The following is a 23,858-nucleotide window of genomic DNA, read 5'->3' as shown; positions in this document are numbered from 1 at the left end:
TGGTGCTTGCGAATATGGAAAGCTATAATGCAGTTCTTATCGGTAAAGGTATGGATCAAAAAGAAAGAATGATAGAACTTAGAAAGCTTGCCAGAACTCAAATTGTGTCCTTGGAAAAATTAAATAAGAAAGCAATAAAAAAACTGGAGTATTTCGATGATGAAAAAAACAAATGAAAAAAAATAGCGAATAAATGTCAAATTTTTACTCCCACAAATTATGTTAAAGAGTTACTGGACTCTGTTGGTTATCATAAAAATATAGTAAATAAAACAATATTAGAAAATTCTTGTGGTGATGGCAATATACTTGTTGAAATAGTTAATAGGTACATTGAAGAAGCAATAGAACTTAAATTTTCTAATAAAAAAATAAAAAAAGGTTTAGAAAACAATATTTTTGGATTTGAAATTGACAAAAATCAATTTGAAAAGTGTATTTGTAACTTGAATTTACTTGTTAAAAAAAATGGGATACAGGATGTTGAATGGAAAATATATAATGAAGATTATTTAAAAAGTGAGGTAAATATACAATTTGATTTTATAGTGGGTAATCCTCCATATATAACTTACAGTAATTTATCTCAAGAGGAAAGAACATTTATTAAGGATAAATATGAAACTTGCAGACAAGGAAAATTTGATTATTGCTATGCATTTATAGAACATAGTATTAAGTCATTATCAAGTGAAGGAAAAATGTCTTATTTAATACCTAGTAGTATTTTTAAAACTGTTTTTGGAAATAAGCTTAGAGAATTTATGGTTCAGTATATTGTTGAAATAAAAGATTATACAAAAGAAAAAATATTCGATAATGCGTTGGTAAAGTCAGCAATTATAATAGTAGATAAAAAGGATTGTAGTGAAAAAATCAAATATATAAATATGAGCAATGATAGTGGGTTATATATTTGTAAAAAAACAATTAGAAAGAAATGGGTTTTTTCTAATGAATTTAACATTGGTAAGAAACAGTTTGGAGATTATTTCAAAGTATCTCACGTGGTAGCAACCTTGTTGAATAAAGCGTATGTAATTAATGAAGATATGTACGATGAGGTAGATGAGTACTATAAGGTTGGAAAATTTATGATCGAAAAGGATGTAATTATGCCAACTGCAACACCAAGAAATATGAGATATAGTAAAGAGGAAAAAATTATTTTTCCTTATAAGTATATTGATAATCAATTAATAAAATATACAGAAAAAGAATTTAAAAACTTATATCCTGGGGCTTTTTCTTACTTAACAAAATTCAAAGAAGACTTAATAAAAAGGAAATCAGATAAAAAATCAAAGTGGTTTGAGTACGGAAGAACGCAAGCACTTTTAGGAATTAAGTGTGAAAAATTACTTATATCAACTATCATTACAGATAAAGTCGCTGTATATAGACTAGATGAGGAATGTATTCCGTATGCAGGGATGTACATTTCTTTGAGAGATGAACATCAGCAATATAATTTGGGTTTTGCAAAAGAACTCCTTGAAAGTGAAAATTTTATGGAATATGTAAAGAAAGTGGGGATAAATATTAGCGGAAGTTCATTGAGAATTACATCAAAGGATATTGAAGAATTTAATTTTTAACGGAGGAAATATGGAATATCTTAAATACAGTATTGAAGATAGTACAATTGCAGAGCTTTTAGGTGTACAAAACTTTTCCAATGATGAGGCTGCAGTTTTAGAATTAGTTAAAAATGCATATGATGCGGGGGCATCGGTTGTCAAATTAGAATTTGTAGATAAAACAACTCTGAAAATAATTGATGATGGAGATGGTATGGATTCAGAGGATATAAGGAAACATTGGATGCATATTGGGAAAAGCAATAAAGGATATAAATTTATTGATACAAATAATAATGTTAGGGTGCAAGCCGGAGCTAAAGGAGTAGGTAGGTTTGCCCTATCAAGATTAGGCAAGAATATACAATTACATAGTAAAAAAGAACAAAAAAATGGCATTGTTTGGAAAACAGATTGGAATAAATCTACCTTAGATTTAGATTCTAGCATAGATAATAAAGGCACTTGTATAGTAATAAACAATCTTAGAGAAAAATGGACTCCTAAGAAGATTGAAAAATTAAATAAATACTTAGAGAAAACGTATAATGATACAGCTATGAAGATACGAATTATAGCTAATGAATATGATAAATTTGTGAAGTTGCATTTTCCAAAACCTGAACCGGGAAAAAATTGCAGAGCGAATATTATTTTAAAATATAATAAAGGAATGCTATCTGTGTCTGTATTTTCAGACGAATTTTCTAATGATGCTATTAAATATTGTCCAGAAGTAGATATAAAAACATATAATAGTGAAATTAACATTTTAGATGAATTTGAAGGTAATGAAATTTATGAGATTGGACGCGAAGAATTATCTTCTGAATTAGATAAACTTGGAGAGTTTTCTGTAAACCTATTTTTCAATCTTAATGTAACAAAGCATGACAAAGAAAAATTTCTATATAAGTATCTAAGTACAGATGAAAGTGTCGATAGTGGTGTGATTCTTTATAGAAATGCTTTTAGCATATCATCGTTTGAAGGAGAAAAAGATTGGTTGGGTTTAGGAAAAAGATCAAGAAAATCCCCCGCAGCTGCGTCGCATCCTACAGGTGCTTGGCGAGTTAGAGAAAATCAAGTATCGGGTTATGTATTGATTGATAAGCAACAAAATATAGTGTTGCAAGATCTTATGAATAGACAAGGATTGGATGAAAATATATCCTATCAATTATTTGTACAAATTATATTAACTGGAATTAAAGAATTTGAAAGGTATAGACAAAAAATAATTCGAAAAATAAACGAAAAAAATAAAAATGAAGAAGAGTGTGCAATAAAGATATCAGATGAAATAGTAAAAAATCCTAAAAGAATAGAGAACTTAAATACAAGTGAAAAAAATAAGCTTGTTAATGAAATTAAATTATTTAAACAAGATAGTAAAAAATTCAAACAAGAGAAGGCAAATGTAGAAGCAAGATACAAATATGATGTTAGAATTTTAAATGCTTTAGCAACATCTGGAATGAAGGCTACATCTATAGCGCATGAGATAAATAACGATAGAAATCAAATGGAACCATCCTATGATGATATTATCACTGCTTTAAAAAAATATTGTGTATGGGATATTGTTAATAGTCCAGAGAATAGAAAAATTGCATGTGAAGACATACCGGGTTTATTAAAAAATAACCATAGGGCAGTAAAAAAAATACTTAGTTTTATTGATGCAATTTTAGAAAAAGTCGAAAAGAAACAATTTTTCGCAGAGCACTTAAATATAAACGAAATTGTAAATTCGATATTAGAAGGTTGGAAAAAAGATTATTCTTGGTTGAAGGTAGAAATTTGTATAGATGATAAAGTTGAATTTAATATATCAAAAGATACGTTCTATACTATATTTGATAATTTAATATTAAACAGTGTTCAACAAAACATCGAAACTAATGAATTAAAAATAAAAATAGCAATAAGCAGGAATAATAACAAGCTAAGAATATCATATTCTGATAATGGGAAGGGATTGTCAAAAAAATATTTAGATAATCCAAGAATTATTTTAGAACCACATGAAACAAGTAGAACCAATGGGCATGGTCTCGGGATGTGGATAATTAACAATACAATTAATTTACAAAAAGGAGAAGTTCTTTCTATTTCAGGAGAGAATGGATTTGAATTTATTTTTGAAATGGAGGAAACGATTTAAAATGGAATTAATAACTATGCTTTATGTAGATGATAAAATTGATTTGTATGTTTCGAAATATTTAAATTCATATTCAAATGATAAGGCTGAATATAAATATTCAGAATTGAAATTTGAAAATAAATATTCCTATGAAGACTTACTTGAGAATAATGAAATTCAAAAAGCTGATATATTGTTTTTGGATTCAATGCTTTTTGAAAATGGAAATGTACAAGATAATAAAATTTCTGGTGAAGAGCTTGGCTTAATAATTAAAAAAATTTTTCCATTTAAAGAAATAATAGTAATTACCCAATACCAAGACAAGATGGAATATAGTACATTAAAAAAATATAATTCTAATACGTATCATTGTGATGAGGATTCATTTTTTCAAGATAACTGGAATAAAGAAATAGTTAATGCTACGAAAAATATCATTTTAAATAGGAATATTTTAAAAAATATTTCTTCAAAAAGATATGTTGAAAAATATCTATTTGAAAAAATGGAGAATTCTATTAACGGATTATCAAATTACGATAATTTAACAAAGGCTGATATAGATAGTCTTATTAAGGCTTTTGAAGAAATGAGAAAATTATATGAAGAATGATTATAGAAATACGATATATTGGGCTTCAAAAAAAAATATTGTGTCTGAAAAAGAAGCTTTAGAAAAGAAAATAAAAGCTGAACATCCTCGAACTAAAATAATATATAATCAAATTAATAAAAAAGATAGTGTTTATAATAAGTTGTTTAGAAACATATACAGCGATAAATGTTCATATTGTGGAATAACAACGGATGTAGTAAGTTCCGAATTATTTGAAATCGATCATTTTTTATGTGAATCATCATTTAATGGAGATTCTATAAATGCAGGTAAAATAAAAAATTTAGTGCTTTCGTGTAAAAAATGTAACAGAGCAAAGAAAGATTTTATATGGGATGAAGTATATTCTTCGAAATTTAATGTTGATGATGGAAGTATAACAGAATTATTTTATAGAGATAAGAACTACTATATAAAAGTGGAGAATAAATTTATTACAGATAAAACTATTTGTGAATTCTATAGGAAGTTGAAATTGGACGAAGAAATTAGGAGATTAGATTTTTTACTCATGAATATGTATGGCTTCTCTAAAAAACATTCTAGTGATATAATATCTGAAAAAATATCAAAATGCGTTGTTCTTTTGCAACAAAAAAGAAATGAGTTGTAGTTGATGTATCAACTGGATCAGCTGGGCTATTAGTTGCTGCGATGAATGAAATGATGATAGACGCTAAGGAGAAAATAAAATCTCCATTAGAACTAGAGCGAAAAATAGCTCAAATAAAGGCTGAACAATTGCTTGGAATAGAAATTCTTCCAAATATATATATGCTAGCAATTCTAAATATGATTTTAATGGGAGACGGGTCTTCAAATATAATTAATAATGACTCACTCACTGGATTTGATGGTAGATATGGATTTGGTAAGACTGACGAAGACTTCCCAGCTACAGCCTTTGTCTTAAATCCACCCTACTCTGCAGAAGGGTGTGGAATGATTTTTGTAGAAAAAGCCTTGTCTATGATGAATAAGGGTTATGCTGCGATTATTATTCAGAATTCAGCAGGTAGTGGAAAGGCTAAAGAATATAATAAGAAAATATTGGAAAATAATACGCTACTAGCAAGTATAAGGATGCCAATAGATTTGTTCATAGGAAAATCAAGTGTTCAAACTAATATATATGTATTTAGAGTTGGAGAAGCTCATCAAAAAGATGAAATTGTTAAATTTATAGATTTTGCTAATGATGGTTATACAAGAAGTGATAGAAAAAAATCATCAAACAATTTAAAAGACACAGACAGAGCAAAAGAAAGATATCAAGAAGTCGTAGATCTTGTGAGATTTGGTAAGAGTAAATTAAATATATTCACTGAAAAAGAATACTACGAAGGAAACATTGACCTAGAAAATGGATCGGATTGGAATCAGTCAGCGCCAATTGACAAAAGACCGACCCTTAATGATTTCAAAAGAACAGTAGCAGACTTTTTAGCTTGGGAAGTATCAGCTATTGTGAAAAATGAAAGTGAGGACAAGTATTTAAAAAAATAGATGCCCTACTCAATGAAAAACTCCAAAATATTGAGTGGGGCGAATATAGGATTGGAGATTTGTTTGATGGTGAATCTGGAGACTTCGATATACAAAAAGATCATATTAACGACTTGGGAGAGTATGTAATAACTGCTGGTTTAACTAATAATGGAGTATTAGGGAAATCTGACGTTAATGCAAAAATTATTGATAGAAATACTATTACAGTTGATATGTTTGGTTATTCTTTCTTTAGACAGTTTAAATATAAAATTGTAACGCACGCTCGAGTATTTGCACTCATCCCTAAGTTTGAAATTAGTAGGAATATAGGGGTTTCAATCACAAGTGCTCTTAGTTATTTACCTAGTTTATTTGGTTATCAAAATATGTGTTCTTGGAACAAAATAAAAGATTTGAAAATAAAACTCCCAAGCAAAAATGGAAAAATAAATTATGAGTTTATGGAATCTTTTGTCGCCGAGCTAGAAGCTCAGCGTGTCGCCGAGCTAGAAGCTTATCTAAATGTTACAGGATTAAAAGATTATAAACTAAATGATGAAGAAATAAATGCAATTTATAATTTAGAGAAAGTTGAGTGGCATGAATTTAAAATGGGAGATTTATTTGAAAGAATAAAAACAAAAAAATTACCATATAAAGCAAAAGAACTTCCTAAAGAGCCTAAAGATAATTATATACTTCCTCTTTTGACTTCAAGTTTTATGAACCAAGGTCTAAATTATTATGCACCTGAAACAAATGCTACCGTGCTAAAAAATGTAATTTCTATACCTTCTAATAGCGATGTATATAGGTCGTATTACCAATCAAGGGAGTTTTCTGTACTATCAGATGCTTACGCTATTGAATGGAAAAATAAAGAAATAGAATTAAGTCCTAATGGTTATTTATTTTCAGTATCTTGCATTAATAAAGTTACTGATCTACCAATATATTCATATAAAAATAAATTAGGTGGATGGAATGTAGTTAAGAATAAATATATTAAACTTCCTGTAGACTCAAATGGAGAAATTGATTTTAACTATATGGAAAATTTAACACAGGCAATCAAAAAGTTGGTAATAAAAGACCTTGTAATATACACAGATCGAAAAATTGAAGTGACTAAGAAAGTTATCAATAAAAAATAAACTAAATAGTCCAAAATTTATTGGCAATATGCATAAACATTACAAATTATTAAATTTGAGTGATTACTTTAAGCTATAAATATATTGGATACAAGCTAAAAAACAATATATAATTGACTACAGTTACGCTGTGGTCTTTTTCTTTGTATCGGTCCAAATTTATTTTTCATTTTGGCGTGGTATAATGTAAAAGTAAATTTGTTGTAGAAAGATGTGAGGTAGTGTATTTTGAGAGATTTTGGGAATTTAGCTTTTGACAAGAAGACTATGAAGGAGAATGTGCCTTATCCAGTTTATCTTAAATGGAAAGAGGCTGCTAGGAATAATGCTACTTTGGACAGGGAGACTGCCGATTCTATTGCTCATGCTATGAAGGCTTGGGCTATTGCTAAGGGGGCGACTTCCTATACCCATTGGTTTCAGCCCCTTAATGGCAAGACTGCTACTAAGAAGACTGCCTTCTTGAATAGGGATGATAAGCATAATCCTATTAATAGATTTTCTGGTAAGGAGCTTATTATAGGTGAGCCTGATGCGTCTTCTTTTCCTTCAGGAGGGATGCGTTCGACCTTCGAGGCTAGGGGCTATACATATTGGGATTTGACTGCCAATTCTTTTATTTTGGATAGGGTCTTGTATATCCCTTCTGTTTTTGTTTCTTTTTATGGGGAAAAGCTAGACAAGAAGCTTCCTCTAATTGAGTCCATGAATATGGTTAGTAAGCAAGCTTCCAAAGTTTGTAATTTGTTTTTGAAGGATGAGCCTACTTATAGGGTTAAGGCTAAGGTTGGTCTTGAGCAAGAGTTTTATTTGATTGATAAGAAATATTTTGATCAAAGGATTGATTTGGAGTATTCGGGTATGACCCTAGTCGGTTCTGATCCTATGGTTGAAAAGGAGCTTGTTTCTCATTATCTGGGGGCAATTCCTCAAAGGGTGAATGATTTTTATGAGGATGTCAATAGCAAGCTTTATGATTTGGGTATCTACATGGAAGCAGAGCACAATGAGGTTGGCCCTAACCAGTTTGAGATAGCTATTATGTTTGAGAATGCTAATATTTCTGTGGACAATAATCAGCTTTTGATGTATATCTTGGAAAAGACTGCCCTAGAGCATGATCTGGTTTGCCTCTTAAAGGAGAAGCCTTTCAAGAATATGGCAGGTTCTGGTAAGCATAATAATTATTCTCTAGCTACCAATTATGGCAAAAATCTCTTTTCTCCAGGCAAAGACCCTAAGAATAATATGATTTTCCTCTTGTTTTTGGCAGCCATGGTCGAAGTTTGCAACAAGTATCAAAATCTAATTAGGATTGCTGCTTCTTCTGTTAGCAATGATTATAGGTTGGGTGGTAATGAAGCACCTCCTGCTATTATTTCTATGTTTATAGGTTGCGATTTGGAGGAAGTCCTAAAGGCAATAGCTAATGATGATTTTGAGGAGAAAATCATCCTTAATAAGGTTAAGATTCCTCATTTGGGAGAGATGAGTACCGATGCGTCAGATAGGAATAGGACTTCTCCTATAGCCTTTACTGGAAATAAGTTTGAGTTTAGGATGCTCGGGTCTTCTCAATCAGCTGCTGACCTTAATACTGTTATTAATATTGCCATGGCAGAAAGCTTGGAGAAGATTTATCAAAGACTTTGTAAGGTAGATGAGGAGAGCTTAAAGGATGAAGCCTACGGCGTTATTAAGGAAATTTATCTAGAAAATAAAAATATCCTCTTCCAAGGTGATGGTTATTCCGATGATTGGAAAGAGGAGGCAGAAAAAAGAGGTCTTGAAAATTATCCGACCTTCCTAGATGCCCTAAAGGCAGGTAAGGATGCGGGCGTTTATGATATTTTCGCTAGGGTTGGTATCTTTAGCAAGAAGGAAATAGACTCCTTTATCAATGTTGAGTTTGAGGATGTTATCAAGTTTTTCTCCTCTCAACTAGAGATTATAAACAACTTGATCCACCAAGAAATCCTTCCATCAGCCATGAGGGAGATTAAGGTTATCAAGGATTATTTGTCCTTTGTGGAAAATGAGAAACTAAGACTTAGGGCTGTTAAGATTAATGAAGCAGTCGGCGAGCTTTTGGATTATTCTGATAAAATTTCTATGATAATCGATAAGAGCGAAGGAATTTTAGATATAGAAGAAAAGGCCTTTTACCTACAAAAAGAAACTAGAAAAGTGGCGGATGATTTCCGCAAGATTTCAGATTTGTTGGAAAAATTGATATCGAGAGAAAATTATTCTATGCCAAATTATGTTGACATGCTAAAGACCTTGTAGAAAGCTTTATAGAGAAAAATCGTCCCAGCAGGATGCGGGACGATTTTTACTTTTATAGGGCTTTTATTATTTCAAAAAGTTCTCTAGCGGATTTTTTAGGACCGTCAGTTTCCATATTGGCTATGGCTAGCTGGGTTCTAATTGTTCCGACTTTGATTTTGTTTTTAAATAGCACATCGAAATATTGGTCTATGAGTTTATCGCACATTTCTTGTTTTTGGTAAGGGCCGAAAGGATTGGCGAAGTAAGATTTTACTAGGCCTTCTTCGGTGGTTGTTCCCTTTGCCATTCTTGCTCCAGCCTTAAAGACCTTGATAGCTTCTTCTTTGCTTTTAAAGAGACTTATAGATTTTTCGTCTTCTTCGAGTTTATCGTAGTTATTGGCATAGAGGAAAAAGTCTACTGGATAGCCTTCCATGATTTGTTTGTGATCGGCTACTGGCATAATCAATCTTGCGTTTATTTTGTCTGGGTTCATGAAGATAGACCTGTCGATTTGCTTAAAGGCGTAGCCAGAGTCTAGGTCATCTAGTCTAACGAAGGCGCCGATTTCTGTACCGTAGGCTAGGACCTTGTCATCTACGAGTCTGAAGGAACCCATATCGTCAAAGATTACAGTCATATCTCTGATGTATTCCTTGGCAAGGGAACGGAAGGCTTCGATTGATTCGCTCTTACCTGCTCCTGAGTCTCCGAGTATTACTATATTTGCACTCTTGCCATTTTGTAGGACTATATTTACTCCAGCTCCATGGATTGGAAGGAAGCCCCTTCTCATGGAGATGATGTTGTTTAGGGTTAGGCACATTTTCTTTAGATAGCCGAAGTAGTCCTTCTTGTCGGCGAAGTTGCAGTAGCCTATGAAAAGATTGTTTTCTTTATCTTCATAGAAGATATCTAGGTCTCTAGTATCTTTAACTCCAAATACATAGATGCCATCAGGCTTGGTGTTTACAACTTCTTCTTCACTTGCAAGCTCAAAGAGGTTGGAAGCTGAGATACCATGGGTGATGTAGTCTATGTGGAAGTAGACATAGATGAGATTGTCTGCAATTTTTGCTGGGTAGCAGAGGTATTCTTCTGTATCAATATTGATATCGGCTATAGGATTTTCGAAAACTTCCTTAAAGAAACCATCACGCTTGTTGGATTTGGTGTAGGTGATGTAAGGAGTTTCTATCATTACTTTTGTTATAAAAGGTATTTTGTTTAGCCAAGAACAATAGTCTGGGTAGGCGATTTTAGATTTTCTCACTATGACAGATGAGTTAGCTCCTGCTGGAACTTGCCTAAAGACTTTTTGAACCTTGCCAGTTATTGAAACTTCTATTTTCCTGTAGATTTCAAGAATCATCTCTTTTAGTTTGATATTTGAGCCTAAGAAGTTTTCAACTTCAAGGCCTTCTTTATCGGCGTTTTTCTCGATTATTGAATATCTTTCTAGCTTTCTCCAATAGTCGTACATATCTTCGACTATTCTTAGTAGGGCATCACGCTCCTTGTCTAGGTCGTGATATTTGTTGATTTTATCGCTAATTTCATCTAAAGTCATAACTGTAAGGATTTTTGTAATATCCCTAAGCTCACTGGATAGTTGGTCTACATCACTTGCCCTGAAGAATTTTTCTAGGTAGCTATAGATCCTTGTGTGATTGTCCTTGTGGAATTGAACAAAGGACTTTAGAACTTCGTAAAATCCGTTACTTCTTAGAAGGTCGTCAGTATTGTTAAAGAAGGCCTTGGAGAAGTTTAGGATTGCTTTGTTGTTTGATATTGATATTTCTTTATTCATATTAACTCCTAATATTCTAATCTCTTATTACTTTACCGTAAAACTAGACGAATACTATTTGAATTAATAACATATATACAAGAGTTCCCACAGATATTGATAAAAATAGCTTCTTGTACTTAAAATGTAGGAAGATTACAAGAATTGAAGCTATCATTTCAGCTAGCCCATAAGGGTAATTTGATATATCAATATTTCTTAAAGCAAAAACCACTAGGAGAGGCATGAGGGCAAAGGGAAGGTATCTACCAAAATATTTGATAAGGTCGGGAAGCTTCCTTTTGGTAAAAAATATAAAGGGAGTAGACCTGATTAGAAAGGTAGTAAGGGCAGAGGCTACTATTATTGCAATTATTCTATTCATTATAATCTTCCACCTTTCCTCTAAGAGCTAGTAGGCTCATTATAATTAACACAAGGGCAGGAATCATAAATTTGTTTTGATCAAAAATAAGTAGGGCCACAACTGACATAAATAGACCAATCATCATAGGTCTGTGATTTCTAGTCGCCTTAAATTGTTCAACTAGGAGGACTAGGAAGAGGGCTGTCAGAACGAAATCCATACCCAAAGTATTAAAGCTAATCATATTGCCAATTAAGGCTCCTATGTATGATGCGATAGCCCAAACTAGGTAGTTAATAATGCCTATAGCAAGAAAAAAATCTCCCCTATTGACTCCTTGTGGGACCTTGATAGAAGTATCAAGGGCAAAGGACTCATCTGATAGGGTCAGGATAAATAATAACTTGGACCTCGAATTTTTGAACTCTTTTAGTAAGGACAAACCATAAAACATCATCCTAACATTTACTGATAGGGTAAGGATGATAATTGCTAGTATAGTAATGTCGGTTTTAAGCAGGGGTAATAAGACAAATTGCATACTTCCAGCATACACAGTTAAGGATATAATTGGGGCCATGATAGCCCTATAACCCTCTTGACTAACCATTATTCCAAAGGTAATTCCCAAAAATACATAACCTATTATAACTGGGATTGTGTAAGGGAATGCTTTTTTAAATGCTTCTTTCATAATATCTCCTTATAAATTACCTACATTCTATCACAAGATTGTTAAAAAATAAATAATAGTTTCAATATAGACATAGAACTTGTATAATATAATAGGCTAATTATGTAAAGGAGTGTTTATGAAAAACTATGATATCGTAGTAGTAGGCGCAGGAGCAAGCGGAGCCTTCCTTGCCTATGAGCTAACAAAATTAAAGACAGACAAGAAGGCTCTGATAATTGATGCTGGCAGGAGAGTAGCTAATAGAACTTGTCCAATAACAGAAGGAAAAGTCGATTATTGTATAGGATGTAAGCCATGCAACATAATGTACGGTTTTGGAGGAGCGGGAACTCTTTCAGACGGCAAGTACAACATAACCACAAACTTTGGTGGGGACCTTCATCAATACATAGGAGAAAAAAAAGCAATGGAGCTTATGGAATATGTCGACTCAGTCCTAATGGAATTTGATGGGGGAGATGATCTTGAGCTTTACTCAACAGACAAAAACGACCTAAAGACTAAATGTCTTCGTCACGACCTCCACCTTCTATCAGCCAAGGTTCGCCATTTTGGTACGGATAGAAACAAGGTCATCCTACAAAGAATCTATGATTATGTAAAAGATACCATAGATTTTGAATTTAACACCATGGTAAATGAAGTTAATTACGAAGATGGCAAATATATTATTCGCACAGACAAGGAAACTTATTCGGCAGATGACCTAGTCCTTGCTGCTGGTAGGTCTGGTTCTAAGTGGATAGCAGATGTTTGCGATAAATTCGAAGTAGGTCTAAAAAGAAATAGGGTTGATATAGGTGTGAGGGTAGAAGTTCCTGCCGAAGTATTTAAGCATATAACAGATGATGTCTATGAAGCAAAAATAATGTATCAAACCAAGCAGTACAATGACGTTGTAAGGACTTTTTGTATGAACCCTTATGGTCATGTGGTAACAGAAAATACTAATGGAATTTTGACAGTAAATGGCCACTCATTTACAGATCCAAAACTTCAATCAGAAAATACTAACTTCGCCCTTCTTGTAACAAACAAATTTACCGAACCCTTCGAGGACTCCAACGAATATGGCGAGTCTATAGCAAGACTATCTAATATGCTTGGTGGGGGAGTATTGATGCAAAGATTTGGTGATTTGATAAAGGGTCGTCGTTCATCAGAAAGAAGGATGGCTAAGTCTTTTACCCATCCAACCTTGAATGCAACAGCAGGCGATTTATCTCTTGTAATGCCAAAAAGACAACTTGACGATATAATCGAGATGATTTATCAACTAGATAAGATTGCTCCAGGTATGGCTAATGATGATACCCTTCTTTATGGTATTGAGGTTAAATTCTACAATTCTGTTGTAGATGTAGACGAAAGATTTGAAACTAAAAAGAAAAGACTCTACTGCCTAGGAGACGGATCAGGAGTAACCCACTCCCTATCCCAAGCTTCAGCTTCTGGTGTAGAGATGGCAAGGATTCTAAACGAGTTATAAGATGAAATACATTTATTCACAAATTACTAAGAAAGACGGTATCGTCTTGAGGGGAGTAGTCAATACTCCGGATGATTTTGATGAAAATAAAAAATATCCAACAGTAATTATCTTTCATGGCTTTGGTGGAGATAGGAATGGCTCCTGTTTTTTTAGGGTGCAAAACGCTAAATATCTTACAGATCGTGGCTATATTGTAGTAAGATTTGATTTTTCTGGAACTTGTGAATCAGACGGAAGCTTCTATGATATGACAGTAAGTAGGGAGGAAGCCGAGGCAGAACTAATCCATGATTTTACAAAAATAAAGGCCTATGTAGATAAGGATAGGCTTTACTGGGTGGGTCATTCCTTGGGTGGAGTAATAGCTAGCCTAAAGGCCCACAAGCTAAAGCCAAAAGCTATGTGCCTGCTTGCCCCAGCAAGTGATATGAATAATCCTGACTATATAAAGGTCATGGCAAAGACCATGTTTGAAGGTGAATTAGCAAATAAGTATAGCAAGATAGATGGCAATAAGTCTTACCCAGAGATAATAGCTAGCGTCGATTGTGTAGATGTGGGAGGGGTGAAACTTCACAAGAACTTTTTGATAGACTTCCTAAAGAAAAACATCTATGGACAAGCTGCCAAATACAAGGGCAGGGTTCTAATCCTTAGGGGAGATAGGGACGATTTAGTCTTTAATGACTCAAACGAAAAACTCCAAAAGGCTTTCCCAGATGCCATTTACGAGCAAATCGCAGGGGCTGATCATTCTTTCAAAAACGAAGACTGTAGGATCTTAGTTTTTGATAAGATGTATAATTTCTTTGAAGATTTAGATAGAAAATAAAATATTATAAGATAAAAGACAGGATAGGAAAAAGTGATATGCTCCTGTCTTTTTTTGAAAATTTATGGTTAAGTAATAATTTTCGTTAAGAAAAATCTCCAAATGAATTATATTTTTTAATTTTTTATAAAAGGTCGATAATAAAGATGAAAAAGAGATAAAATCTGTTATAATATAAACATGGACAAAATATTGATTACAACTAGTTTTGGCTTGGAAGCCCTTGTCAAAAGAGAGCTTAGGGACTTATCCTACGATAAGTTTTCTGTAAGTGATGGCATGGTAAGCCTTGAGGCGAAACTAGCTGATATAGCAAAATTAAATATAAATCTTAGAACTTGTGATAGGGTTTATCTAGTTGTAGATGAATTTGAGGCAAAGACTTTTGATGAGCTTTTCGAGAAGGTAAAGGCCATAGCTTGGCCCGATTATCTTAATGAAAATAGTAACTTTATTGTTAATGCGAGGACCTATAAGTCCAAGCTATTTTCTCTAAGGTCAATCCAAGCTATTACAGAAAAAGCCATAATAGATTCCATGAAAAAGAAATATAAGCTTCATACCTTTCCTAAGTCGGCTGAAAGAGTAGGAATAGAGGTCATGCTTAATAAGGATGTGGCAACTATTGCTATTGATACTTCTGGAGATGGCCTACACAAGCGAGGTTATAGAGAAGATTCGGTCAAGGCTCCCCTAAGAGAAAATTTGGCGGCTGCCCTAGTCGACCTTTCTTTTTATACAGAAGATAGATTTCTAGTAGATGCTTTTTGTGGATCGGGAACTATCCTCATAGAAGCAGCAAGAAAGGCTAGAAATATTGCGCCTGGCATAGACAGGGATTTTGATTTTATGAATTTCTCCTTTATGGACAAGTCTTATTATGAGAAAGAAAAGAAAGAGGCCTTGGCAAGAATTGATTATAGTAAAAAGCTACATATCCTAGGCTCAGATATTTCAGGAAGGGCCATAAGCATTGCCAAAAATAATGCTATAAATGCTGGAGTTGGTGAAGATATAGCCTTTGTAAAAAGAGATGTCAAATCACTTGCACTAGCAAAGGATGATTATGGAGTTTTGATTTCAAACCCTCCCTACGGCTTGAGATTATCTCATAGTGATTTGGGTGAAATATATAAGAAAATAGACGATAAATTTATGGGACTTAATACTTGGTCACTCTATTTTGTAACGGCGGATGAGAAATTCGACAGGAATTTTAGAAGGAGAGTTTCCAAGAAGAGGAAGTTATATAATGGTGGCGAAAAGGTAGATTATTACCAATATTTTGGCGAAAGGCCAAAGAGAAGTTAGGAGGATTATTATTACTGAGAATAAGAAAAACAACAAGCTTTGGATGCTTGTTGGCTTGGGGATAGTTAGTGTTTATTTAGTCGTTACGGTTATATTTTCTTTTATAACCCTACCAAACACATTTATAAATGGTACGAATGTTTCTTATTCTTCAAGGCAATCAGCCTTGCAAGAAGCTGGAGAAGATTTCAATTTGACAGTTAAGGGAAGGGATGATAGAAGCTTTACTTTAGACTCAAAGGATATAGATTATAGTGCGAAAATCCCACAAAATGCTAGTATAGACCAAAATCCTTTTGCTTGGCCAATATATCTAGCTCGTGGCAAAAAAGACGATTTGAAATTTGATTACAAGATCAGATACGATGAGGACAAATTAGACTCCTTGCTAAAGGAATCTAAGCTTTTCACAGATGTAACAGAACCAAAGGATGCAGGCCTAGTTTTTAAGGATGGCTCTTTTGATGTAAAGGATTCTGTAAAGGGTAATAAGCCTGATTATGACAAGGTTAAAGAAAAAATTGTTAAGTCAATTACTACAGACCATAAGAATATAGAACTTAGTGATGCTGATTATATAAATCCAGAAGTTCTTTCTAATTCTAAGGAACTTAATAATCTTATGGAAGATGCCAAAAAGATTGAGGCTATGAAAATTAAATTCAATTTCAATGGTTTTGACATCCAACTTGCTGGCAAGGGCCTTGTAGATATGCTTGAGCAAAAGGGCAAAGTTTTTGAGCTTGATTATGATAAACTCTTAGCCTTTATGAAGGAAGTAGCAGATAAGACTGATACCTATGGCAAAAATAGGAAGTTTAAGGCAACAGGAATTGGAGAAATCACAGTTAACCCTGGCGTTTATGGATTTGTTCTTGACCAAGTAGCAACAGCCGATGAGGTTTTAAAGATTTTCAATCAAAGAAAGTCCGGAGAAGTAGAGCCAGTTTATGAGAGAGTAGGTCTTGAAAGAACTGCCAATGGTGGCGATATAGGAGATACTTATATAGAAGTAGATATCTCACGTCAACACCTTTGGTTTTATAAAAAAGGTGAGTTATTTATAGAAAGCCCTGTAGTTACAGGTCTTACATCTCCAGGTTGGCAAACAAATGTAGGAGTTGGTTCAATCCAATCCAAGGCTCGTGATGCAGAGTTAAAGGGAGTGGATTTTACAGGAGCAAATTACAAGACTCCAGTTTCTTATTGGATGCCAATAGGCTGGGATGGCGAAGGCTTACACGATGCCCCATGGAGGGGAGGAGCCTTTGGTGGTAGCATATATTTTTCAGATGGTAGCCATGGTTGTCTAAACCTTCCACCTCATGTAGCAAAAGTAATTTTTGAAAATGCAGAAATACACACACCTGTCATAGTTTATGAGTCATCAACTGATAATTCACCTGCTATGTCTTATTAGGAAGAATAATGATAAAGATAGAAAATTTAACTTATAGCTATCCAACAAATGAAGGCGAACTTGAAGAGAAAAAGACGCTGGATAATATATCAATTGATATAAATAAGGGGGACTTTGTGGCTATTCTTGGCCACAATGGCTCTGGCAAGTCGACCCTTGCCAAGTTATTAAATGCGCAAATCTTTCCGACTTCTGGAGATATTTGGATAGATGATATTAATAGTAAAGATGAAGATAAAATTTGGGATTTGAGAGAAAAATGCTCGATGGTTTTCCAAAACCCTGACAATCAAATGGTAGCAACTACTGTTGAGGAAGAAGTGGCCTTCGGCCCAGAAAATTTAGCTATCCCCAATCCCGAGCTTAGAGAAAGGGTGGAAAACGCCCTAGAGCTTGTGGGTATGAGTGATTATAAGCATAGAAACCCATCCAATCTTTCTGGAGGTCAAAAGCAAAGAGTATCTATCGCTGGTGTAATAGCTATGCTATCAGACTACATAATTTTTGACGAACCAACAGCTATGCTTGACCCTAAGGGAAGAAAGGACGTTATTAAACTTGTCAAAGACCTTAACAAAAAATATGGCAAGACAATAATTTACATCACCCACTACATGGAAGAAGCAGTTCTAGCTGATAAGATTGCAGTTCTCGATAGGGGAAAAGTTGCTCTTGAAGGAACTGCAAGAGAAGTTTTTTCTCAAGTAGATAAGATGAAAAGTCTAGGTCTTGCTGTCCCACAAGTTACGGAAGTTGCCTTTGCCCTTAAAAAATCAGGCTACCTTATGGATGAGCTTCCCCTAGATATTGAGGAGTTTTTGAAACTTATATGAAAATTGAAATAAAAAATGTTGATTACATCTACAATGAGGGTCTGCCTTCAGAAGTATATGCCCTAAAGAATATCAATCTTGATATAAATCCCCACGAGATAGTTGGCCTTATCGGTCAAACAGGTTCAGGCAAGTCGACCCTTGTCCAACTATTAAATGGCCTACTTATTCCAAGTAGGGGTGATTGCATAATAGATGGAATCAATTCCAAAGATAAGAAAAGAAGAAAAGAAGCGAGATTTAAGGTTGGTCTAGTTTTTCAATATCCAGAAAACCAACTTTTTGAGGAAACTATAGCCAAGGATATTGCTTTCGGCCCCAAAAATATGGGTCTTGATGACAAAGAAGTCGAAGAGAGAGTTAAAGATGCTATGGCAAAGGTTGGCCTAGATTATGAGTCCTACAAGGATAAGTCACCTTTCGAACTTTCTGGAGGTCAACAAAGAAGGGTTGCTGTAGCAGGTATTCTTTCTATGAATCCTAGGGTCTTGGTCCTAGATGAACTTACAGCAGGTCTAGATCCTGCTGGTCGTGATGAAATATTTAGCGAAATCATGTACTTATATAATACTGATCCAGAGCTTTCTATAGTTTTGGTAAGCCATTCTATGGAAGATGTGGCAGAGTATGTGGATAGGGTTATTGTCATGAGTAAGGGAGAGGTATATTCAGATAAATCTACCTATGATACCTTTACCCAAGTAGACCTAGATAAAATAGGACTCGACATCCCACAAATCACTAAGTTTATGAGGGCCTACAAAAAGAAAAATCCGAGTGTCAGAGATGATATATACACAGTTAATGGAGCGATTAAGGAGCTAAAAAGAGTTCTAGGAGGCGAAGATGGCAAACATTAGTATAGGTCAATACCTTCCATTCGATACCTTTATCCATAGGCTTGATCCAAGGGTAAAAATCGTGGGAGTGTTTTTATATATAATTACCATATTTTTTGTTGGCAATTTTCTAGAATACTTGCCATTCGTTATCTTATTAATTGCCATGCTTACTGTTGCAAAAATCCCCCTAAGGAGTGTCCTAAAGTCTCTCAAGCCCTTGCTTTTTATTATAATTATTACAGGTCTTATTAACCTAATTACAACTCAAGGAAATCCGGTCTTTAAACTAGGACCTGTAACTGTTACTGAAGAAGGAATTTATAGGACAGGCTTTACTATATTAAGGCTAATCCTAATTATCCTTTCCACATCAGTTCTAACTTACACAACAAGCCCAATGGAATTGACTTATGGCCTAGAAAAGCTCTTCTCACCCCTAAAGAAATTCGGTTTTCCAGCAGGTGAGCTTGCTATGATGATTTCCATATCCCTTCGTTTCATCCCAACACTTTTTGATGAAGCACAAAAAATTAGGATGGCACAGATGGCAAGGGGAGCAGACTTTGAGTCAGGCAATATTATTAATAGGGCTATAAGCATGATTCCTCTATTAGTTCCACTCTTTATAAATTCCTTTAAGAGAAGTGATGACCTTGCCACTGCAATGGAGGCTAGGATGTATAGGATAGGTTTTGAGAGGACTAAGCTTAATGAAATCAGCATGAAAAAAGCTGACTGGTTAAGCATAAGCTTATTTACAATCTTTTGCATAGTTATAATAGTAATGCACTTCATATGATTAGAAATGTACTAGTAGAAACAGCCTACGATGGGACAAACTTCGCAGGCTTCCAATACCAAAAAGACCAAAGAAGTGTTGAAGAAGAGATCAAAAAGGCCCTAGTTAAGGTAACTGGGGAAGATAATAGGATAGTATCTTGTGGAAGGACCGATAGTGGAGTCCACGCCAAAAGTCATTTTTTTAATTTTCTTACAGCAAGTAAGATTGATCCCAAGGCCTTTAGCTACCATTTGCAAGTCCATCTTCCAGCTGATATCTTGGCACTTTCATCAAGGGAAGTCGACCTAAGTTTTCACGCACGTTTTTCATGTAAGTCTAAACTTTATAAGTATGTGATTTATAGGGGTAAGGGAATGCACCCTATCTATAGAAATTATAAGGAGGAGATTTCCTACAAGCTTGATCTTAAAAGGCTTGAAGAAGGGCTAAAGCTACTCTGTGGCGAGCATGATTTTAGGTCGTTTATGAGAGAGGATAAGGATTTATCCATAAATACTGTAAGAAAAATTGACCAGGCATATTTTTTGGAAAATGGAGATGACTTGGAAATTTATTTTAAGGCTGAATCCTTCTTGCACAATCAAGTTAGGATTATGGTTGGATCTCTTGTAGAGCTTAGTCGTGGTAAGCTAAGCCTTGATGATTACAAGAGATTTTTTGATGAGGACTATAAGATAAGGGCGAATCCTGCCCTGGGAGCCCAAGGGCTTTATTTGTGGAGGGTAGAATTTTGAAAGAGAAGACTATAAATGAAATTAAGGCACTAACTCTTCTTCTTTTTGTGGGAGCTTGTGGCTACTATGTATTGGAAAGTAGAGCCTTATATTTTCTTATCCTAAGTTTTTTTATCATACTTGTGGATTTTATTTTTATAAATAAGGCGGACTTATCCATAGCTAGGCACATTCTTTTTATAATTCTTGCCATTTACAATGTAATAAGCGCAGGCTTTATGATACAATATATGAGAGGAGTAGAGCTTGATGGAATTTTTTTATCTTTCCTAAAGCCCTTCCTAATTGAAGCTTATGATAAGTATTTCGTAGGCCTTATATTAATTTTTACAAGTGGACTTATGATTAGCCAAAACTTTATTGGAGCAAATAATGCGAAAAAGGAATAATACAGAAAATAATTCTAAAAAATCAATAAAATTCGGAAGGATTTTTGCTTTAAGCAAGAAAAAAATCCTAGCCTTAGCAGTTTTACTTATTATTATTGCATCAGCAATCTATTATGGAATTAATGGTAGGTTCTCAATAACTAATAAGCCTGCATCGACAAGCGAAATTGATGATAATTCCTACAATCAATCGAGAATTATGAGAGTAGACCTTAACAAAATCAAGTCAATTAACTTTGACCTAGCTACTTGCGATGTTAGGATTTTAAGGTCAACTACCAATCCCTATGTCGAATATACAGTCCTTTACAGGGGAGATGATCATGTTTACAACATGGATGTAAGCTTCCATGATGGCGAGCTAAGGCTTAAAAATAAGATAGTTGGCAAGGAACTTTATATGAAGGATAAGATTCCAATAGTGAGAATTTTCCTTCCAATGAAGGGGGGGCTTGATGCTATTAAGGGTAAGATTACTGCAGGCGATGTTAAGATTACTGATCTTGAGGTTAAGAATTTCGATTTGAGCGTGCAAAGTGGAAATGTAAGTATAGATAACTCTAATTTACAAGGAGCTATTACAAACAATGCAGGTTCTATTAGCCTAAACAAGGTGGAAATATCTAACACCAAGCTAAGTACAAATACTGGAAATATAAATATAGTTGATTCAAGTCTAGGCAATAGGTTGGATTTGTCTAGCCAAACTGGAGATATAGTTGTCGAAGCTAACAAGAGCATAGATAAGTATAATATAAGCGCAAGGCTTGGAGTTGGTAATTTTATCTTGGGCAATATTTCCTATAGGAATATCAAAGACGGTTACAGTAGTGGAAATAAGGGCAAGTACAATATTTCTATGAAGACAAAAATTGGCGATATAATTTTTAATAGGGGCGAGGGCGCAAGAATTGAGAAAGAAGAATTTATCACCAATGATAGGTCGGATTCATCCAAGGAAGAATCTTCTGATGATAAAAAAGAAAAAGACGAAGATAAGGAAAATGATGGAGAAAATCAGGGCGAAGAAAAGAGCGATGATGAAGATATGCATAATCATGACCATGATAAAAATGATGATGCTCCTAGCGGAGATAAAGAGAATGAATCAACGACTGATGAAGGAGAAAATAATTAGGCCTAGTGCTTAATTATTTTTTTTACGAAAAAGAGGTTCTATGACTAGAGATATTTTACTAGAGAATTTGAAGAAATATTTTGGCTATGATTCATTTAGGGAAGGCCAAGAGGAGATAATAGAAAATATACTAGAGGGTAAAGACGTCCTAGGAGTCCTCCCAACAGGGGGAGGTAAGTCGATTTGCTATCAGTTGCCCAGCCTAATTATGGATGGGATAAGTCTTGTAATCTCTCCTCTTATTTCTCTTATGAAAGATCAGGTTGATGCCCTAGAAGAAAATGGGATTGCTGCGACCTTTATAAATTCCTCCCTAAGCCTTGAAGCTTATAGGCAAAGCTTAACTGATATCAAAAGTGGCAGGGTGAAGCTTGTCTATATTTCCCCAGAAAGACTTGAAAATGAATTTTTTAGGGATTTTATCAAAGATGTCAAAATTTCCTTCATAGCTGTCGATGAAGCTCATTGCATTAGCCAATGGGGGCATGATTTTAGGCCCTCTTATAAGCTTATAGCTAAGCTTTATGATATCCTTGGTAAGGTTCAAGTTACAGCCTTTACAGCGACAGCGACTAGGATGGTTAGGGAGGATATAATAAATAATCTCAAACTAAAAAGTCCATTTGTAAGGGTAACTGGTTTTGATAGGAAAAATTTGTCTTTTCATGTACAAAAACCCAAAAATAAATTATCTTACCTAAAAGACTACATCAAAGCCCACGAAGATGATTCGGGGATAATCTATGCCTCAACTAGAAAAAGAGTCGATGCTATCTATAAAAGTCTAAAAAGTATGGGTCTTGCAGTTGGACGATACCATGCAGGTATGAGCGAAGAAGAAAGAAAGCTTAACCAAGAGGCCTTTATCTATGATGATAAGAAGATAATAGTTGCGACCAACGCCTTTGGTATGGGGATAGATAAATCAAATGTAAGATATGTCATCCACTACAATATGCCCAAGGATATGGAATCCTACTACCAAGAAGCTGGAAGGGCGGGAAGGGATGGAGAAGCTAGCGACTGCATCCTCCTTTATTCAGGCCAAGATATAATCATAAATAAGCATCTAATAAATCTTGGTAGAAATCCAGTTTATAAGAAAATCCAACTAGAAAAACTTCAAAGCATAATAAATTATGTAAATACTAGCACTTGCCTTAGGGCCTATATTCTAAATTACTTTGGCCAAGAAGCAAAAAGCACTTGCGATAATTGCTCAAACTGCCTATCCGATGTCAAAAAACAAGACGCCACAGTCGATGCCCAGAAGATTCTTTCTTGCATATACAGGCTAGATCAAAGATATGGACTAAATACAGTCGTAGAATGTCTTAGGGCATCTACTAGCAAAAATTCCATAGAAAAAAATCTCAAGGCAGTTTCAACCTATGGGATCATGAAAGATAAATCAAAAACCTATATCAAAGACCTAATAGGCCTACTAACAGCAGATGGCTATATCAAAGTAAGTGGGGCTACCTATCCAGTCCTAAAACTTACAGAAAAATCCAAAGACTTACTTTTTGCTAAGGAAAAAATCTCCATAACTATTAGGCAAGAAGACAGAAAAAAAGATAGCAAAAATACTTCTACTAATGATGATTCTTACGACAAAAATCTTTTCAAACACCTAAAAGCAGTAAGATTAGATATGGCGAAAAAAAGAAACATCCCACCCTTTATAATTTTCTCAGACGCAAGCCTAAAAGAAATGGCTCAGAAAAAACCACAGACCGAAGAAGAAATGCTTGGAGTAAAGGGGGTAGGAGATAAAAAACTCATCCAATATGGAGATATCTTCCTAGCAGAAATAAGAGAATTTGGAAGAAGGAAGCTTTAAAAAGCAGAAAGACTATAAAAAAACTCGGCTTACTTTGTATGTAAGTCGAGTTTTCTTGGTGCGCTCGGCATGAGCATATTCTAACAGGTGAAAGTCCTAAGTGTG

21 protein-coding genes and 1 pseudogene are annotated in these 23,858 nt (G+C 34.3%); 19 read left to right on the top strand and 3 right to left on the bottom strand.

Annotation, left to right across the window (positions count from 1 at the left end; all coding sequences use genetic code 11):
* The 8 genes and pseudogenes from P6936_RS07995 to P6936_RS07960 form a co-directional block, all read left to right on the top strand.
* Positions 1-176: pseudogene (locus tag P6936_RS07995) on the top strand (KilA-N domain-containing protein); the annotation flags it as partial.
* Positions 177-446: 270 nt separating this feature from the next.
* On the top strand, positions 447-1,598 hold the full coding sequence (locus P6936_RS07990) for an Eco57I restriction-modification methylase domain-containing protein (protein WP_276881338.1): 1,152 nt from the start codon (positions 447-449) through the stop codon (positions 1,596-1,598).
* A gap of 10 nt (positions 1,599-1,608) precedes the next feature.
* A complete protein-coding gene (locus tag P6936_RS07985; protein WP_276881337.1) occupies positions 1,609-3,747 on the top strand; it encodes a sensor histidine kinase in 2,139 nt (712 codons plus the stop codon).
* Position 3,748: 1 nt separating this feature from the next.
* A complete protein-coding gene (locus P6936_RS07980) occupies positions 3,749-4,345 on the top strand; it encodes a hypothetical protein (RefSeq protein ID WP_039856962.1) in 597 nt (198 codons plus the stop codon).
* Complete coding sequence (locus P6936_RS07975; RefSeq protein WP_276881336.1) at positions 4,335-4,961, top strand: HNH endonuclease; 627 nt, start codon at positions 4,335-4,337, stop codon at positions 4,959-4,961. The genes P6936_RS07980 and P6936_RS07975 overlap by 11 nt, the downstream gene beginning before the upstream one ends.
* Positions 4,962-5,002: 41 nt before the next feature.
* A complete protein-coding gene (locus tag P6936_RS07970; protein WP_276881335.1) occupies positions 5,003-5,854 on the top strand; it encodes an HsdM family class I SAM-dependent methyltransferase in 852 nt (283 codons plus the stop codon).
* Positions 5,851-6,993 (top strand): restriction endonuclease subunit S, encoded by a 1,143-nt coding sequence (locus P6936_RS07965; protein WP_338079170.1) that lies wholly within the window; start codon positions 5,851-5,853, stop codon positions 6,991-6,993. The genes P6936_RS07970 and P6936_RS07965 overlap by 4 nt, the downstream gene beginning before the upstream one ends.
* 228 nt (positions 6,994-7,221) lie before the next feature.
* The gene (locus P6936_RS07960; RefSeq protein WP_276881334.1) at positions 7,222-9,282 is read left to right on the top strand and encodes a glutamine synthetase III; all 2,061 of its coding nucleotides are present in this window, start codon (positions 7,222-7,224) and stop codon (positions 9,280-9,282) included.
* A gap of 52 nt (positions 9,283-9,334) precedes the next feature.
* Here P6936_RS07960 and P6936_RS07955 read toward each other — a convergent pair whose 3' ends face one another.
* Genes P6936_RS07955 through P6936_RS07945 form a run of 3 tightly spaced genes read right to left on the bottom strand, consistent with a single transcriptional unit; the run spans position 9,335 to position 12,114 of the window.
* Positions 9,335-11,074, bottom strand: coding sequence for a hypothetical protein (locus tag P6936_RS07955; protein ID WP_060928862.1), 1,740 nt, complete (start codon positions 11,072-11,074; stop codon positions 9,335-9,337).
* Between the two features lie 43 nt (positions 11,075-11,117).
* Positions 11,118-11,438: a branched-chain amino acid transporter permease gene (locus tag P6936_RS07950; RefSeq protein WP_276881333.1), complete on the bottom strand. Its 321-nt coding sequence runs from the start codon at positions 11,436-11,438 to the stop codon at positions 11,118-11,120.
* Positions 11,431-12,114, bottom strand: coding sequence for an AzlC family ABC transporter permease (locus P6936_RS07945; RefSeq protein WP_004836843.1), 684 nt, complete (start codon positions 12,112-12,114; stop codon positions 11,431-11,433). The genes P6936_RS07950 and P6936_RS07945 overlap by 8 nt, the downstream gene beginning before the upstream one ends.
* A gap of 118 nt (positions 12,115-12,232) precedes the next feature.
* On the opposite strand from P6936_RS07945, the gene P6936_RS07940 reads away from it, so the two are divergent.
* The 11 genes from P6936_RS07940 to recQ all read left to right on the top strand — a co-directional run bounded on the left by P6936_RS07940 (position 12,233) and on the right by recQ (position 23,753).
* Positions 12,233-13,606 (top strand): NAD(P)/FAD-dependent oxidoreductase, encoded by a 1,374-nt coding sequence (locus P6936_RS07940; RefSeq protein ID WP_004836844.1) that lies wholly within the window; start codon positions 12,233-12,235, stop codon positions 13,604-13,606.
* A gap of 1 nt (position 13,607) precedes the next feature.
* A complete protein-coding gene (locus P6936_RS07935; RefSeq protein ID WP_276881331.1) occupies positions 13,608-14,441 on the top strand; it encodes an alpha/beta hydrolase family protein in 834 nt (277 codons plus the stop codon).
* A 180-nt stretch (positions 14,442-14,621) separates the two neighbouring features.
* A complete protein-coding gene (locus P6936_RS07930) occupies positions 14,622-15,752 on the top strand; it encodes a THUMP domain-containing class I SAM-dependent RNA methyltransferase (RefSeq protein WP_276881330.1) in 1,131 nt (376 codons plus the stop codon).
* Positions 15,727-17,172, top strand: coding sequence for a L,D-transpeptidase family protein (locus P6936_RS07925; protein ID WP_276881329.1), 1,446 nt, complete (start codon positions 15,727-15,729; stop codon positions 17,170-17,172). The genes P6936_RS07930 and P6936_RS07925 overlap by 26 nt, the downstream gene beginning before the upstream one ends.
* Before the next feature lie 8 nt (positions 17,173-17,180).
* Positions 17,181-18,005, top strand: coding sequence for an energy-coupling factor transporter ATPase (locus P6936_RS07920; RefSeq protein ID WP_276881328.1), 825 nt, complete (start codon positions 17,181-17,183; stop codon positions 18,003-18,005).
* A complete protein-coding gene (locus P6936_RS07915; RefSeq protein ID WP_060928857.1) occupies positions 18,002-18,865 on the top strand; it encodes an energy-coupling factor transporter ATPase in 864 nt (287 codons plus the stop codon). The genes P6936_RS07920 and P6936_RS07915 overlap by 4 nt, the downstream gene beginning before the upstream one ends.
* Entirely contained in the window at positions 18,852-19,646 is a 795-nt protein-coding gene (locus P6936_RS07910) for an energy-coupling factor transporter transmembrane component T family protein (protein WP_276864109.1), read from the top strand. The genes P6936_RS07915 and P6936_RS07910 overlap by 14 nt, the downstream gene beginning before the upstream one ends.
* Positions 19,643-20,383 carry a tRNA pseudouridine(38-40) synthase TruA gene (truA, locus tag P6936_RS07905; RefSeq protein WP_004836851.1) on the top strand — a complete coding sequence of 247 codons (741 nt, stop codon included), beginning with the start codon at positions 19,643-19,645 and terminating at the stop codon, positions 20,381-20,383. Before P6936_RS07910 ends, truA begins: the two co-directional genes overlap by 4 nt.
* Positions 20,380-20,772 (top strand): hypothetical protein, encoded by a 393-nt coding sequence (locus P6936_RS07900; protein ID WP_276881327.1) that lies wholly within the window; start codon positions 20,380-20,382, stop codon positions 20,770-20,772. The genes truA and P6936_RS07900 overlap by 4 nt, the downstream gene beginning before the upstream one ends.
* Positions 20,756-21,910: a DUF4097 family beta strand repeat-containing protein gene (locus P6936_RS07895; protein WP_276881326.1), complete on the top strand. Its 1,155-nt coding sequence runs from the start codon at positions 20,756-20,758 to the stop codon at positions 21,908-21,910. The genes P6936_RS07900 and P6936_RS07895 overlap by 17 nt, the downstream gene beginning before the upstream one ends.
* 40 nt (positions 21,911-21,950) lie before the next feature.
* Positions 21,951-23,753 (top strand): DNA helicase RecQ, encoded by a 1,803-nt coding sequence (gene recQ, locus P6936_RS07890; protein ID WP_276881325.1) that lies wholly within the window; start codon positions 21,951-21,953, stop codon positions 23,751-23,753.
* Positions 23,754-23,858: the final 105 nt, after the last annotated feature.

The sequence above is a fragment of the Anaerococcus tetradius genome, from assembly GCF_947087635.1.
Lineage (GTDB): Bacteria > Bacillota > Clostridia > Tissierellales > Peptoniphilaceae > Anaerococcus > Anaerococcus tetradius.
The sequence above is the reverse complement of the archived record's forward strand: the minus strand, read 5'-3'. Positions and strand labels throughout refer to the sequence as shown.